The organism is Streptomyces sp. NBC_00726 (assembly GCF_045161735.1).
Lineage (GTDB): Bacteria > Actinomycetota > Actinomycetes > Streptomycetales > Streptomycetaceae > Streptomyces.
This window is the reverse complement of the sequence record NZ_CP108983.1, coordinates 1,662,996-1,677,724: the sequence shown is the minus strand read 5'-3', so window position 1 is coordinate 1,677,724 and position 14,729 is coordinate 1,662,996. Positions and strand designations below refer to the sequence as shown.

12 protein-coding genes are annotated in these 14,729 nt (G+C 74.5%); 3 read left to right on the top strand and 9 right to left on the bottom strand.

From position 1 onward, the window contains the following. Positions 1–73: 73 nt before the first annotated feature. The 6 genes from OG338_RS07485 to OG338_RS07460 form a co-directional block, all read right to left on the bottom strand. A complete protein-coding gene (locus OG338_RS07485) occupies positions 74–511 on the bottom strand; it encodes a transglycosylase SLT domain-containing protein (RefSeq protein WP_405936574.1) in 438 nt (145 codons plus the stop codon). A 303-nt stretch (positions 512–814) separates the two neighbouring features. Continuing rightward, a complete protein-coding gene (locus tag OG338_RS07480) occupies positions 815–1,639 on the bottom strand; it encodes an ECF transporter S component (protein ID WP_405936573.1) in 825 nt (274 codons plus the stop codon). Continuing rightward, on the bottom strand, positions 1,636–3,363 hold the full coding sequence (locus OG338_RS07475; RefSeq protein WP_405936572.1) for an ABC transporter ATP-binding protein: 1,728 nt from the start codon (positions 3,361–3,363) through the stop codon (positions 1,636–1,638). The genes OG338_RS07480 and OG338_RS07475 overlap by 4 nt, the downstream gene beginning before the upstream one ends. Then, positions 3,360–4,520, bottom strand: coding sequence for an energy-coupling factor transporter transmembrane protein EcfT (locus OG338_RS07470; protein WP_405936571.1), 1,161 nt, complete (start codon positions 4,518–4,520; stop codon positions 3,360–3,362). The genes OG338_RS07475 and OG338_RS07470 overlap by 4 nt, the downstream gene beginning before the upstream one ends. After that, entirely contained in the window at positions 4,517–5,194 is a 678-nt protein-coding gene (locus OG338_RS07465) for an SCO2322 family protein (protein WP_405936570.1), read from the bottom strand. The genes OG338_RS07470 and OG338_RS07465 overlap by 4 nt, the downstream gene beginning before the upstream one ends. Then, the gene (locus OG338_RS07460; RefSeq protein ID WP_405936569.1) at positions 5,191–6,453 is read right to left on the bottom strand and encodes a prenyltransferase/squalene oxidase repeat-containing protein; all 1,263 of its coding nucleotides are present in this window, start codon (positions 6,451–6,453) and stop codon (positions 5,191–5,193) included. The genes OG338_RS07465 and OG338_RS07460 overlap by 4 nt, the downstream gene beginning before the upstream one ends. Before the next feature lie 398 nt (positions 6,454–6,851). Here OG338_RS07460 and OG338_RS07455 point away from each other — a divergent pair, with 398 nt between their 5' ends. Together OG338_RS07455 and OG338_RS07450 are read left to right on the top strand one after the other, a co-directional pair. After that, complete coding sequence (locus OG338_RS07455) at positions 6,852–7,490, top strand: helix-turn-helix transcriptional regulator (protein ID WP_405936568.1); 639 nt, start codon at positions 6,852–6,854, stop codon at positions 7,488–7,490. Positions 7,491–7,538: 48 nt separating this feature from the next. Next, the gene (locus tag OG338_RS07450) at positions 7,539–7,994 is read left to right on the top strand and encodes a DUF3291 domain-containing protein (RefSeq protein WP_405936567.1); all 456 of its coding nucleotides are present in this window, start codon (positions 7,539–7,541) and stop codon (positions 7,992–7,994) included. Here the strand turns inward: OG338_RS07450 and OG338_RS07445 are convergent. From OG338_RS07445 to OG338_RS07435, 3 genes are all read right to left on the bottom strand, one after another. After that, positions 7,991–10,210, bottom strand: coding sequence for a CDP-glycerol glycerophosphotransferase family protein (locus OG338_RS07445; RefSeq protein ID WP_405936566.1), 2,220 nt, complete (start codon positions 10,208–10,210; stop codon positions 7,991–7,993). The two genes, OG338_RS07450 and OG338_RS07445, sit on opposite strands and share 4 nt — an antisense overlap. Positions 10,211–10,351: 141 nt before the next feature. Then, the gene (locus OG338_RS07440; RefSeq protein ID WP_405936565.1) at positions 10,352–12,322 is read right to left on the bottom strand and encodes a helix-turn-helix domain-containing protein; all 1,971 of its coding nucleotides are present in this window, start codon (positions 12,320–12,322) and stop codon (positions 10,352–10,354) included. 35 nt (positions 12,323–12,357) lie between these two features. After that, complete coding sequence (locus OG338_RS07435; protein WP_405936564.1) at positions 12,358–13,176, bottom strand: 3-hydroxybutyrate dehydrogenase; 819 nt, start codon at positions 13,174–13,176, stop codon at positions 12,358–12,360. A 285-nt stretch (positions 13,177–13,461) separates the two neighbouring features. On the opposite strand from OG338_RS07435, the gene OG338_RS07430 reads away from it, so the two are divergent. After that, positions 13,462–14,724 carry an alpha/beta hydrolase family esterase gene (locus OG338_RS07430; protein WP_405936563.1) on the top strand — a complete coding sequence of 421 codons (1,263 nt, stop codon included), beginning with the start codon at positions 13,462–13,464 and terminating at the stop codon, positions 14,722–14,724. The last annotated feature ends 5 nt before the right edge of the window (positions 14,725–14,729 follow it).

Sequence of the window (14,729 nt, the reverse complement as noted above, 5' to 3'; positions counted from 1 at the left end):
CGCTCCGGACACGCCGAAGCCCCGGCCGCGGTGCGGTCGGGGCTTCGGGGTCACTGGCTCAAGCCGGGCCGGCTCAGTACCAGTTGTGGGCCTGCCAGAAGGACCAGGCGCCACAGGGGCTGCCGTAGCGGGAGTTCATGTAGTCCATGCCCCACTTGATCTGCGTGCCGGGGTTGGTCTTCCAGTCCGAGCCCGCGGACGCCATCTTCGAACCGGGCAGGGCCTGGACCAGGCCGTACGCGCCGGAGGAGGCGTTGGTCGCGCTCGGGTTCCAGCCGCTCTCGTGGCTGACGATGTTGCTGAAGCACTGGAACTGGGCGTCGTCACCGATCATCTGCTTCGCCGTGTCCTGGGCACTCCCGGCGGAGGCCGGTGCGGCGGCCGGGGCCGCCATGGCCGGGGAGACACCCAGGCCGATGCCGGTGGCGCCCAGCAGTACGGAGGCGCCGGCGACGGCGGCCTTGCGACGGGCGGTGCGGGGCTTGGCGATGAGGTTACGGGCGAACGTCACAGGGAACCTAACGGTGGGGAACGGGGGAGTCGCGGCTCGGTCCGAATCCTGCGCTGACCGGCGCTCGTTGACCGCGATCCATGGTGAGGACCCTGCGGTGCTCGGCGACGAGATCCAGTCTTAGCGAGCCCGGTCGGCCGTGGCAACGACCCCTGTTACGACCCCGCCTCGCACCGAAGGCCGAAGGTCCCGAACCCCCTCAAACCGCTCCATGGCAGCTCGCGAGGGGTGCGATGGGGCCCCGCGAGCCCCGTGCACGGCTCCTAAGCCGCTTCGTACAGGACCAAGGTCCTGTGGGTGCCCTCACTCGCCGGGGGCGTCGAATGTGACCTGGGCCTCGAAGGAGGCCCGCCGCGTCGCCCGCCGCAGCGCCTTCAGCAGCGGCGCCCCGACCGCCAGCGTCAGCACGACCGTGAGCACCGCCCGGCCCAGGTCCCAGCCCAGCGAGGTCGTCGCGCAGTACGCGAGGAAGCGGACCAGGTTGTCGCCCAGCGGGTCCCCGGCCCGGAACGAGATGCCCGAGGCGAGGCCCGGCACGATCGTCCACCCGTACAGATTCATGATCGTCCCGTACGCGAGCGAGGCGACGGCCCCGTAGGCCGCCAGCATCAGCAGCTCGCCGCGCCCGCGCAGCCGGTCCGGCCCCGGCAGCAGCCCGGCGCCCATCGTGAACCAGCTCATCGACAGCATCTGGAACGGCATCCACGGCCCCACCCCGCCGGTCAGCAGCGCGGACGCGAACATCGTCACGGACCCCAGCACGAAGCCGAAGCCCGGCCCCAGCACCCGCCCGCTCAGCACCATCAGGAAGAACATCGGCTCCAGGCCCGCCGTGCCCGCCCCCAGCGGGCGCAGCGCCGCCCCGACCGCGGCCAGCACCCCGAGCATCGCGACCGCCTTCGCGTCGAGCCCGGCGTCCGCGATCATCGCGACCACCACCCCGACCAGGAGCGGCAGCAGCGCGGCGAACAGCCACGGCGCGTCCTGCGCGTGCGCGAGCCCCGAGTCCCGGTCCGCGAGCAGCGGCCACCCGAAGGCGGCGATCCCGATCGCGCTGATCAGCACCAGCGCCACGATCGCCCGGGGGCCCAGCCGGACCGGGCGGCCCCGCTTCAGCACCTCGCTCACGCGCCACCTCCCAGGGCCGCGCGCACCTGGGGGACGGTGAGCCATTCCTGAGGGGCGAGGATCTTGGCGGTCTGCGGGGCGAACGCGGGCGAGGACACCACGACCTCGGCGGTCGGCCCGTCCGCGACGACCTCCCCGTCGGCGAGGATCACCACCCGGTGCGCCAGCTCGGCGGCCAGCTCCACGTCATGGGTGGCGAGCACGATGGCGTGGCCCTCGGCGGCCAGCGCGCGCAGCACCCCGACCAGCCGGGCCTTCGCCGCGTAGTCCAGACCCCGGGTCGGCTCGTCCAGGAGCAGCAGCGGCGGCCGGGCGGTGAGCACCAGCGCGAGGGCGAGGGCCAGGCGCTGGCCCTCGGACAGGTCGCGGGGGTGCGTGTCGTCCGCCACCCCCGGCAGCAGCTCCGAGACCAGGGCCCGGCAGCTGCCCGGCTCCGCCCCGGCGTCCGCGTCCGCCGCCGCGCACTCGGCGGCGACCGTGTCCGCGTACAGCAGATCGCGCGGCTCCTGCGGTACGAGGCCGACGCGGCGCACCATCTCGCCCGGCGGGGTCCGGTGCGGGGGCAGGCCCCCGGTCAGGACGGTTCCGGAGGTGGGCTCGACCATGCCGACGAAGGCGCCGAGCAGCGTGGACTTGCCCGCGCCGTTGCGCCCCATCAGCGCCACGGTCTCCCCGGCCCGGACGGTGAGCGACACCCGGCGCAGCGCTTCGACGCGGCCGCGCCGGACGCCGAGGCGTTCCGCCCGGGCGGCGGGGGCGCCGGTGGCGGCGGGGGCGGGGGCCTCGTGCGGGGCGCGCCGGAAGAGGCGGGCGAGGGCGCTCCGGGCGGGGGCGGGGCGTGGCTCGGGGAGGGGGGCGTCGGGCATCGCGGGCCGGGGCGCGTCCTCGTCCACCGCCCCCGGGGCCACGTCCGCCAGCCGCTCGCGCAGGTCACCGGCCCTGCGCCGCGCGTCCCGGACCGTGAGGGGCAGCGGGTCCCAGCCGGCGAGGCGGCCGAGGGCGACGACCGGGGGGTGCACCGGGGAGACCGCCATCACCTCGGCGGGCGTCCCCATCACCGGGGCGGCGCCGGGCGAGGGGAGCAGGACGACCTGGTCCGCGTACTGCACCACGCGCTCAAGCCGGTGTTCCGCCATCAGGACCGTGGTGCCCAGGTCGTGGACGAGCCGCTGGAGGACCGCCAGGACCTCCTCGGCCGCCGCCGGGTCGAGCGCGGACGTCGGTTCGTCCAGGACCAGGACGCGGGGGTGCGGGGTGAGGACCGAGCCGATCGCGACCCGCTGCTGCTGGCCCCCGGACAGGGTGGCGATCGGGCGGTCGCGCAGCCCGGCCAGGCCCAGCAGGTCAAGGGTCTCCTCGACCCGCCGCCGCATCACGTCCGGGGCCAGGCCCAGCGACTCCATGCCGTAGGCCAGCTCGTCCTCGACCGTGTCGGTGACGAAGTGCGCCAGGGGGTCCTGGCCCACCGTGCCGACCAGGTCCGCCAGCTCCCGGGGCTTGTGCGTCCGGGTGTCCCGGCCGGCCACGGTGACCCGCCCGGTCAGCCGCCCGCCCGTGAAGTGCGGCACGAGCCCCGAGACGGCACCGAGCAGCGTCGACTTGCCGACCCCGGAGGGGCCGACGAGCAGCACCAGCTCCCCTTCCGGGATCGTCAGGTCGACCCCCGAGAGCGTGGGGCGCCCGGCCCCCTCGTACCGCACCGAAACAGCGTCGAACCGGATCACACCTGCTCCTGGAAGCCTGTGGGGGAGGGCGGGACGGGCGCGACCACTGCCGGAAGGAGCCCGATCAGCACGGCGGCGGCCGGCCACAGCGGCAGTACGGGAGCGGTCAGCGGTACGACGCCGGGGCGCAGCGCCGCCGGGTCGGCGGTCCCGGCCCAGATCATCGCCGCCGCGACCGCCGCGCCGGACCCGGCGATCAGCCAGGCCCGTACGCCCCAGCGGTCGGGCCGGTAGCGGGTCCGCACCGAACGCGCCCCGCCGAGCCGCAGCCCGGCCATCGCCGCGAGGAGACCGGCGGCGAGCAGCGGCATCCCGTAGCCGGCGCCCTCGGCGGCGAGCAGCCCGTACGTACCGGCGCAGACGCCGAGCAGTCCGCCGAGCGTCAGGACGTTCGTGGTGTGCCGGACGGCGGCCGGGACGCGGGCGGTACGCCCGTAACCCCGCGCGTCCATGGAGGCGGCGACGGCGACCGAACGTTCGAGGGCGCCTTCCAGGACCGGCAGGCCGATCTGGAGGACGGCTCGCACCCCGCCGGTCGGGCGGCCGCGCAGCCGGCGGGCGGTACGCAGCCGCAGCACGTCGGCGACCATGTTCGGCGCGAACGTCATCGCCACGACGACGGCCACCCCGGCCTCGTACAGCGCGCCGGGCAGCGACTTCAGCAGCCGGGCCGGGTTGGCGAGGGAGTTCGCCGCGCCGACGCAGATCAGCAGGGCCGCCAGCTTCGCCCCGTCGTACAGCGCGAACAGCATCTGCTCGGCGGTGACCCGGCCGCCGATCCGGACGCCCTTCGCCCAGTCCGGCAACGGCGCCTCGGGCAGCGTGAACAGGGTGTGCGTGCCGGGGATCGGCGAGCCGAGGAAGACGGAGAACAGCAGCCGGACCGCGATCACGAACAGCCCGATCCGGATGAACATCCCGTACGACCTGGCCCATGGCGCGTCCGTGCGGCGCGCGGCCACCACATAGCCCGCGACCCCGACCAGCAGGCCGAGCAGCAGTGGATTGGTGGTCCGGGACGCGGCGGTGGCCAGGCCCAGCGCCCACAGCCACCACGCCCCGGCCGGCACCGCGTTGGAGCGGGTGGCGGCGGGGGCGCGCCAGGCGGGGAGCCGGTGTGTCGCGGTGTCCGTGCGGCCGGCCGTCGAGCCGGTCATCCGCGGCGGCGGCGGGCCTGCGCGACCGCGGCGATGCCGAGGAGCAGCACGGCGCCGATCCCGACGAGTATGCCGACGGACGGGCCGCCGTCGTCGCCGTGGGCTTCCGTGGCGGAGGCGGTGGGCGAGGTGGGTGCCTCGCTGCCGCCGTCCGTGCCGCCGCCGGTCTGGGAGACCTGCTCGCCGCAGCCGGTGGCCGGGTAGCCGGAGATCGCGCAGAGCATCGCGCTCGCGTCGTAGCGCAGCGGCTTGGCGACCGCTGCCAGGGCCTCCGCGCTGCTGGCGTCCTTCGCGACCCGCGCACAGGCGGTACGCAGCGGGGGCGGCGTCTCCCCGTCCGGCGCGTCGGCGGCGGTGCCCGGGTCGATGACGACGGCGACGCGCTTGCTGCCGTCCTTCGCCGGGGTGCCGGCGCAGACCTTCTCGAAGTCGGGTGCGCGGCGCGGCTTGGACGCGTCCTGCGAGTCCGCGCTCACCGCGAAGCGGAAGCCCTGCACCGAGCCGTCGTCGGGCCGGACGAGCGACGGCCCCTGGGTGGCGTACGACCAGCCCTTCCCCGAGCCCTCCCAGAACGACCAGTAGCGGTAGCCCGCCGCCTGCGCCGCGCCCGTGCCGAGCAGCGCCAGGACGGCGCCGACGGCCAGGAGCGCGAGCGCCCGTGCGACGTGCCTCACAGCTGCTGGTTCTTGCGGCGGCCGCTGATCAGGAAGCCGGCGCCCGCGCCGACCGCGAGGCCGATGCCGACGAACCACCAGACGCCGCCGATGCCGTCGCCGTCACCGCTGTCCTTCTTCTCCTCGTCCTCCGTGGCCGTCGGCTGCGGCTTCTTCACGGCGGCCGGCTCGGGGCCGGTCGCGTTCAGCTGGGCGACGAGGTCGGCGCCGCCGAAGTCGTGGACGTCGGCGCCGGTCGCGTGGGCGGCCAGGATCAGCTGGGCGTAGGCGGCCGGGCCGCTCTGCTTGGCCCAGGCGGCGGAGTTCTTCTTCAGCCAGGCGACCGAGCCGGCCGCCTTGTCCTTGTGGCCGGCGGCGGACAGGGCGACGACCGCGTCGGCGGTGTTGCCGAAGTCGGGCTGCGGGGTGCTGTCCTCCGCGCCGGGCATCGGGGCGGCGTCGAGGTGGCCGCTCTTGGCGAGGGCGGTCGCGAGGTAGGCGGCGCCGTTCTGAGCGGCCTGCTCCGGTTCGAGCGGGGAGCCCTGGTGGCAGGAGGGGTCCTTCACGGCCGCGTTGTCCGAGACGACCAGGCCCTTGCCGAGCGCGCCGAGGACACCGGCGGCGGTGGCGTCACCGTTGGCGGCAAGCTTCCCGGCCTTGTCGGGCTGGTAGGCGAACGCGCCGCCGTCCTCGCCGCCGCAGGGGATGGAGAACGTGAGCAGTGCGGCGTACGGGGTCTTGCCGCCGTGCGTCGTCACGTCGCCCAGCTTCTCGCCGGCCCGGGCGAGGGTGCCGATCACGATGGAGGTGGAGTTCGCGTCGCTGGGGGAGCCGGCGGTGTAACCCCAGCCGCCGTCCTCGTTCTGGACGGACTTGAGCCAGCTCACCGCGTTCGCGACGGCGTCCTGGTGCCCGCCGACCGCGCGCAGCGCCTGGGCTGCGGCGGCCGTCGCGTTGGTGTCGACCATCGTCTTGTCGGTGCAGGGCGCGGAGGCGTCCGGGCGGTACGCGGGGAACGCGCCGCTGTCGCACTGCTGCCCGGTCAGCCAGTCGACGGCCTTCACGGCCGGCGTCACACCCGTGGCCCGCTGTGCGAGGAAGGCGAGCGACTGCCGCCACACCCCGTCGTACGTCGGGTCGCCGGTGCCGTACAGCCCGGAGGGCAGCGCGGCCGAGGGGGAGGGCGACGGAGACGGCGCGGCGACGGCGGCCGGGGCGGCGGCCGCGAGGAGCGCGGCGGCGGTGACGGCGAGCGTGGTGGCGCTGCGGCGTGCGGTCATGGCGGGTGGTGCCTCTCCTGGGGACCGGGGCAGGCACACACGGCACCGGGCTCCGGCTCCGTATACCTCGACGGGGCGGGCCGCCGGGGTTCCGGCGGCGTGAGCGGGTCACGACTCGGACAGGGCATTCCGACTTTCGCCTGGCGGCGGTTTACGGGATGGGGTCTCCCCCAGCTCGAGCGGAGCCGAGAGCTTGGGGAAGGGTCAGTGCCGGATTCGCACCGGCTTCCCCCTGAACGGGCATAGTGACGACTGGCCCAGTCTAGCGGGCGGGGTTTGTTCCCCTACCCGCCCCTTCCCGAAACCGGGGCGCTGCCCCGGACCCCGCTGCTCAATCGCCGCAGGGGCTTGATTTCGCGGCTCCGCCCCCGAGAGACGTGCGGCCTAGACTCGGGGCCGTGAGCAGTGATGATGCCGCCCTGGACGCGCTGGCGGTGCTCGGGGACCCCGTGCGCCGCAGCTTGTACCGACACGTCGCCGCCGCCCCCGGCGACGTCACGCGGGACGCCGCAGCGGACGCGGTCGGGGTGACGCGGGCCGTGGCCGCGTTCCATCTGGACAAGCTCGTGGACGCCGGGCTCCTGGAGACCGCCTTCCGCCGGCTCTCCGGCCGCACCGGACCCGGCGCCGGGCGGCCGTCCAAGCTGTACCGGCGGGCGGACGGCGAGTACGCCGTCTCCGTACCGCCGCGTGCGTACGGCACCGTGAGCCAGTTGCTCGCGGAGGTGGTCGAACGGGCCGGGCTCGACACGGAGTTGCAGGCGGCGGCACGGGCCGCGGGGGAGGCGGCGGGGGTGGCGGACCCGGTCGAGGCGCTGCGGGAACGGGGCTATGAACCGTATGGGGACCGCGGGAGACTCCGGCTGCGCAACTGTCCGTTCCACGCGCTGGCGGAGCAGTTCCCGGCCCTGGTCTGCGGGATGAACCTCGCCGGGATCGAAGGGCTGCTCCCCGAGGGGTGGAGTGCTGTCATGGACCCGTTGCCGGAAGGGTGTTGCGTGGCGGTCGAGGGGCCGGAGGGGGCCGTCGAAGTCTAAAAAAGAATTCGTTGACTTTAGAAGGTTCACCCGGCCATGCTTGGGCCCGTGAACGACTTCCACCTTGCCCAGGTCAACGTCGGGCGCATCCTCGCCCCGCTCGACAGCCCCCAGCTCGCCGACTTCGTCGCACAGCTCCCCGAGATCAACGCCCTCGCCGACCGCGCCCCCGGCTTCGTCTGGCGGATGGTGGACGGCGAAGGGGCCGACGCGACGGGGCTGCGGCCCGAGAGCGAGGACGATCTGCTGCTGTTCAACTGCTCGGTCTGGGAGTCGGTCGACGCGCTGAAGGCGTACGTGTACCGCAGCGATCACCTGAGGGTCATGGCCCGCCGCCGCGAATGGTTCGAGCGGCTGGCCGACCACCACATGGCCCTGTGGTGGGTCCCGGCCGGCCACCGCCCGGGCGTCGCGGAGGCGATGGACCGGGTCGCTCTCCTCCGCGCGAAGGGCCCCACCCCCGACGCCTTCACCTTCCGCGCCCCGCACCCCCCGCCGGCCTAGAGCCGGACGGGCGCGGGCGCCGGAGCGCGCCGCGCGAGCGGGACCGGCGCCGGGCCCTCCTCCGAGAGGAAGAGGCGGCGCACGACGCGTTCGGCGGCGTGCCCGTCGTCGTACGGGCAGAACCGCTCCCGGAACGCGGCGCGCAGCGCGGCCGAATCGGCGTCGCGCCAGCGGCCGCTCCGGAAGACCTCGGCCAGCTCGTCCTCGGTGGCCGTGACCGGGCCCGGAGTGTCGCCGGGAAGGCCGGAGAGCAGGTCGAAGGTGACCCCGCGGACCTGGTTGTACGTCTCCCAGTCGTCGGCGTGGATGACGATGGGGCGGTCGAGATTGGCGTAATCGAAGATCACGGACGAGTAGTCCGAGACCAGCGCGTCCGCGGCCAGGCACAGGTCCTCGACCGAGGGGTGGCGGGAGACGTCGATGACGCCGTCGCACCCGGCGAGCTCGGCCAGGTGCGGGCTCCGGCCGTCGAGCGGGTGGGGCCGGACCAGCAGGACGAAGTCCTCGCCCAGCGACGCGGCCAGCCGTGCCGGGTCGAAGGGCGGCGTCCACTCCTTCCGGTAGTCCCGGTGGGTCGGCGCGTACAGCACGGCCGTCCGGCCGGGGGCGATGCCGAGCCGGGCCCGGGCGGCGGCGACCTCCTCCGCGCCGGACGTGCAGTAGCGGTCGTTGCGCGGATACCCCGCGGCCAGGGACGTGAAAGTGCCGGGGTAGACCCGCTCCCACTGGGCCGTCGAGTGCGGGTTGGCGGAAATGCTCAGGTCCCACTGGTCCACCCGCTCCAGGAGCCGGCCGAAGTCCAGGTTCCGGGAGGCGGCGGGATACGACCTGCGGTCCAGGCCCATGCGCTTGAGCGGAGTGCCGTGGTGCGTCTGCGCGTACACCTGGCGCGGGCGCTTCACGATGCCGTCCGGGAAGTCGCCGTTGCTCACGAAGTACGTGGCGCGGGCCATCACCTCCCAGTAGCGGCGCGACCCGTGCACGACGTAATCGATGCCCTCGGGCACCTCGCGGGCGAGTTCCGCGCGCACCAGCCACACCCCGCGCACCTCCGGGGCCAGCTCCCGCGCCTTCTCGAAGACGGCCAGCGGATTGCAGGAGGGCAGCCCGCCCCCGTACGAGGAGTACACGGCGAGATTCGGGTCCAGCGGGCGCCTGCGGTGCACGCCGTACAGGCGCTCGGCCGCCCGCTCGCCCGCCTTCGCCGTGATCCGCCGGACCTTCTTCGGGCCCTTCCGCCTGGCCCGGACGGCGAGTTCGGTCGCCCGGTAGGTGCCGAACGACCGCTTGGCCAGGGCGCGCATGGCGGCCCCGACCGCCCCGCCCGGCGGCGTGAACCCGGCCGGCAGGTGCTTCGCGTAGAAGTCCGCGGTGAGAGCGAAGAAGTCCTTGCGGTCGGCGGGCCGCACCCGGTCGGGGCGCTTCAGCACGAACAGCATGTGGTCCATGGCGCGCCCGAACAGCAGGCTGTGCGCCCAGGCCAGTCCGGGGCGCTCGGCGAGCGCCGCGAACAGCCCCTCGTACTGCTCGAAGATGTCGAAGTGCCGGCGGCCCGGCGTCTTGGTGATCGCGCCGTGACGGCGCTGGCGGTACTCGACGCCGACCCGGTCCAGGCAGCCGATGCGCTCGGCCGTGACCATCGCCAGATGCGAGACGGGCGCGTCCTCGTACAGGCCCGGCGCGTACTGGAAGCCCTCCTTCAGGAAGAACTCCCGGCGGAACGCCTTGTTCCAGGCCACCAGGAACAGCTCGATGAACTCGGGCCGGTCCTGGACGCGGAACACGTCCGTGCCCGCCCGCGCGACCAGGTCCGCGGTCTGGCTGCGCGGCCCCTTGCCGTACCAGTGGGTGCGCACATGGTCGAAGACCAGGATGTCCAGGTCCCCCGCCGCGTCGAGCCGGTCCGCGAGCGCCTGGAGCAGGCCGGGGGTGTAGGAGTCGTCGCTGTCCAGGAAGAGGACGTAGTCCCCCCGCGCGTGCTCCAGCCCGGCGTTGCGCGCCCGCCCCAGGCCCACGTTCTCGGGCAGGTGCACCGCCTTGACGCGCGCGTCGCGGGCGGCGTACTCGTCGATGATCGCCCCGCAGGCGTCCGGCGAGCGGTCGTCCACCGCGATCACCTCGATGTCCCGGAACGACTGCCCCAGCACCGAGTCCAGGCACGCGTGCAGATATCCCTGCACCTTGAACACAGGGACGACAACGCTGAATCGGGGCATTCGGGAACTCCAGATGACGTGCGGGAACGCGGGAGGTCGGACAAGGAAGACTCCCCAGCCCGTCGAAGCGTTGTACGAGGCGGGCAGGGGTGCGTCCGCACTCCGCCGGGTACCTTACGGGCTTCCGCCGGGCGGCACGCCCTAGGGCCGGTCCGCCCCCGACAGCAGATGCAGCCGCAGGGCCAGCTGTAGTTCCAGCGCCCGGTCCGGCTCGTTCCAGTCCTGGCCCAGCAGCACCTGGATGCGGTCCAGGCGCTGCACCACCGTGTTCACATGGACGTGCAGCTCGTCCTTGGCCCGGATCAGGCTGCCGCCCGCCCCGAAGTACGCGCTCAGCGTCCGCACCAGATGCGTGCCGCGCTGCGCGTCGTACTCCAGCAGCGGCCCCAGCGCCGCCGCCACGAAGCCGTCCACGTCCTGCGCGTTGCCCAGCACCACGCCCAGGAACCCCAGCTCCTCCACGCACGCGCCCTCGCCCGCCCGCCCCAGCACCCGCATCGCCCGCAGACAGCGCGCCGCCTCCGCATGGGCGGCGGCCAGCTCCCCGGGGCCCCGGGCCGGACCGGCGGCCGCCACCGTGACGGGGGCCTGGGCCAGCTGCCCCAGCTGGGCCGCCGCCGCCCGGGCCGCCGCCCCCGCACCCGTACCGGTGTCCTCGGTCAGCAGCACCACCGTGCCCGCGTGCTCGGCGCTCACGCCCTGGTGCTCGCCGCCGAACAGGAAGCGCATCGCGGCCGGGGCCAGCCGCTCCCGCGCCCCGGTCTCCGCCACGAGCAGCAGATGCGGGCGGTCCAGGTCGATACCGAGGCGGCGGCCCCGCTCGGCCAGCCCGGCCGGGTCCCGGGCCGGGTCCGACAGCAGGTCCGCGATCAGCTCACCGCGTATCCGGTTCTCCGTCTCGGCCACCGTGCGCCGCAGCAGCAACAGCAGCCCCGTCACCACCGCAGACCGCTCGAACAGCCGCCGGTCCGAGTCGTCCAGCGGGCGGACCCGGTGCAGGACGAGCCCGGCCAGCAGCTCCTGCCCGGCGAGCACCGCGCACACCACCCGCCCGTCCCGGTGCACCGCCCGGGCGCCGGTACGCGACTCCTCGGCCGCCTCCGCCAGCCAGCCGGCGTCCATGCTGTCGGCGGCGAAGCCCGTACCGTCCGGGCGGACCGCGGCCAGCGGGCGGCCGCCCGGGTCGTGGATGGTCAGCGGCGAGCCGAGCAGCCCGGCGACCGCCGCCGCCACGTCCTTGACGTCCCGGCCGCGCAGCACCAGGTCGGTGAGCCGGTCGTGCGACTCCTCGGCCCGCGCCATGGCCGCCGAGTGCGCCCGCACCGAGGCGTTGGCCTCGGCCAGCTCCGCGTTCGCCTCCGCCAGCTCGGCCAGCGCCGCCGTGGTGTCGGCGAGCGCCCGGGCCGTGTCGATGGCGATCGCCGCGTGCGCCGCCAGAGAGCAGAGCAGGGCCACCTCGTCCGGGCTGAACACCCGGGGCGAGCGGTCCGCCGCGAACAGGACGCCGATCACCTTCCCCGTACCGCCCCGGCTCGACCCGAGGAGCAGCGGCACGCCCAGGATCGCGACCAGGCCCTCGTCGAGCACCCCGGCGTTGATGTTGCGGGTGTGGCGGAAGCGCTCGTCGGTGCGGTAGTCCGGCGTCGCGTAAGGGCTCGCCGTCTGCGCCACCAGACCGCCCAGGCCCTCGCCCAGTTCGAGCCGCAGCCGCTGGAAGAGCACCGAGACCGAGCCGTCGGTGACCCGCATATAGGTGTCCCCGGCCTCCTCGTCCGGGAGCGTCAGATACGCGGTGTCCGTGCCCAGCAGCATCCTGGCCCGCCGCACGATTGCCTTCAGCACGTCGTCCAGGTCGCGCGACGCCGCCAGGTCCCCCGCCGTGTCGAACAGCGCGGTCAGCTGGGCCTCGCGCCGCCGGTGCTGGCGCAGCGCGCTCCTGATCCGCAGCGCGGTCGCCGTCGCCCGCTCCACCTCCGCCAGCTCCTCGGCGGGCACCCCGTCCGCCCGCGCCTGCGAGGAGACCGCCCCCAGCGCCTCGGCCGGGGCGTCGTCGGCCAGCAGGCCGAACAGGCGCCGGAGGTGGGGCGCGGCGGAGGGGAGCGGTTCAGGCATGGCGTCCAGTGTTCCTCGGGGTTCGGGCAGGCGGGTCAGTTCGCGGTCCAGCCGCCGTCCATGGAGAGCGAGGAGCCGGTGATGTGCCCGGTGCGCGGGCCGCACAGCCACAGGACCGCCTCGGCCACGTCCGCCGGCTCGATCAGCCGCTTGACCGCGCTGCGCTCCAGCATGACCTGCCCGACGACCTCGTCCTCGGAGATGCCGTGCGTGCGGGCCTGGTCGGCGATCTGGTTCTCCACCAGCGGGGTGCGCACATAGCCGGGGCAGACGCAGTTGCTCGTCACCCCGTGCTCCGCCGCTTCGAGCGCGACCACCTTGCTCAGCCCCTCCAGTGCGTGCTTGGCCGTGACATAGGCCGCTTTGTACGGGCTCGCGCGCAGCCCGTGCACCGACGAGATGTTGACCACGCGCCCCCAGCCGCGTTCGTACATGCCCGGCAGGGTCCGGCGCAAGACGCGGAACGGGGTCTCCACCATCACGCGCTGGATCAGCGCGAACCGGTCCGGCGGGAACGCGTGCACCGGCGCCACGTGCTGGATGCCCGCGTTGTTGACGACCACGTCCACATCGGCGGGCAGGGTGTCCACGACGTCGGGCTCGGACAGGTCCACCACCCAGGGCGTCCCGCCGATCTCCTTCGCCAGCCGCTCGGCGGCCTCGGCGGCCCGGTCCACGACGTGCACCTGGGCACCCGCGGCGGCGAGCGCCTGCGCACAGGCCCGTCCGATGCCGCTCGCCGCCCCGGTCACCAGCGCGGTGCGCCCGGCCAGGACGGGTTCTGCGGGCGCCTGCGCGGGGCCGCCGGGCGCGGGGGCGGCGGGCTGGTGATCCGGTCTGCGGGAAGTCTCCATGGCCGTCACCGTAGGTACGCGCGGCCCCGCGTCACACGGCGTCGGTGCACACACCCGCGTACCGGGGCATGGTGCGGGCGTACATGGTGCGGGTCCCCGGGCGGGCGCCGGGGCGCGACCGGCGGGGGCCGGTGCCCGGGGTCCCTCGCCGCGCCCTGTCGCGCAAGGGCGTCGGGGCACACAGCGGGGGCCCGGGTGTGGCCACCGGTCCCATGGGCGGGGGCCGGTGCCGCTCGTAGGTTCCGGCAGCAACCCGTACACCCCCACGGCAGGGAGAGAGCACCCGTGCGCCCACCGATCCTGAAACGTCTCGTCCGCCGCCTCGCGGCGACGGCCGTCCTCGGCCTGCTCGCGGCGACGCTGAGCGTCACCACCGCGCAGCCCGCCGCCGCTGCCGCCGGCCTCCAGCAGGTGACCGGCTTCGGCTCCAACCCCGGCAACCTCCAGATGTACGCGTACACCCCCGCAGGACTCCCCGCGAACGCCCCCCTGGTCGTCGCCCTGCACGGCTGCACGCAGACCGCCGACGCGTACTACACCAACTCCGGCTGGCCCGAGTACGCCGACGAGTGGGGCTTCGCCGTCGTCTTCCCGCAGACCACCTCGGCCAACAACGCGCTGTCCTGCTTCGGCTGGTTCGACCCGAACGAGGACACCCGGGGCAAGGGCGAAGCCGCGTCGATCGTGCAGATGGTCGACTACGCGAAGCAGACCTACGGCTCCGACGCGGACCGGGTGTACGTCACCGGGCTCTCGGCGGGCGGCGGCATGACCGCCGACCTGCTCGCCGCCTACCCGGACGTCTTCGCGGGCGGCTCGGTGGCCTCCGGGCTGCCCGCCCAGTGCGCGACGAGCCAGACGGCCGCGTCCACCTGTCAGTACGGCCCGCAGAGCCTGACGCCCGCGCAGTGGGGTGACAAGGTCCGCTCCGCGTACCCCGGCTACAGCGGCCCGTGGCCCCGGGTCGCGATCTGGCAGGGCACCTCGGACTACACGGTCTACCCGGCCAACGCCACGGCCCTGCGCGACCAGTGGACCAATGTGTGGGGCATCAGCCAGACCCCGTCCGCCACGGACAGCCTCCCCGGCAGCACCACCCGCACCGTCTACAACGACGCCTCCGGGCAGCCGGCGGTGGAGATGTACTCGGTCTCCGGCATGGGCCACGGCCTGCCCGTCAGCCCCGGCTCGGGCGACCGGCAGTGCGGCTCGACGGCCGCGTACTTCCTGAACACCATCTGCTCCACGTACTACACGGGCGTCTTCTGGGGCCTGGACGACGGCACCGAACCGGGCGACCCGGGCGATCCCGGCGACCCGGGTGATCCGGGGGACCCGGGTGACCCCGGCGACCCCGACCCCGCGCAGTGCTACACCGCCACCAACTACGCCCACGTCATGGCGGGCCGGGCGCACATGTCCGGCGGATACGTCTACGCCAACGGCTCCGACGAGAACATGGGCCTGTACAACGTCTTCGTCAGCCACACCCTGAAGGAGACCCCGGCCGGCTACTTCGTCATCGCGGACAGCGGCTGCACCACCTGACGCAC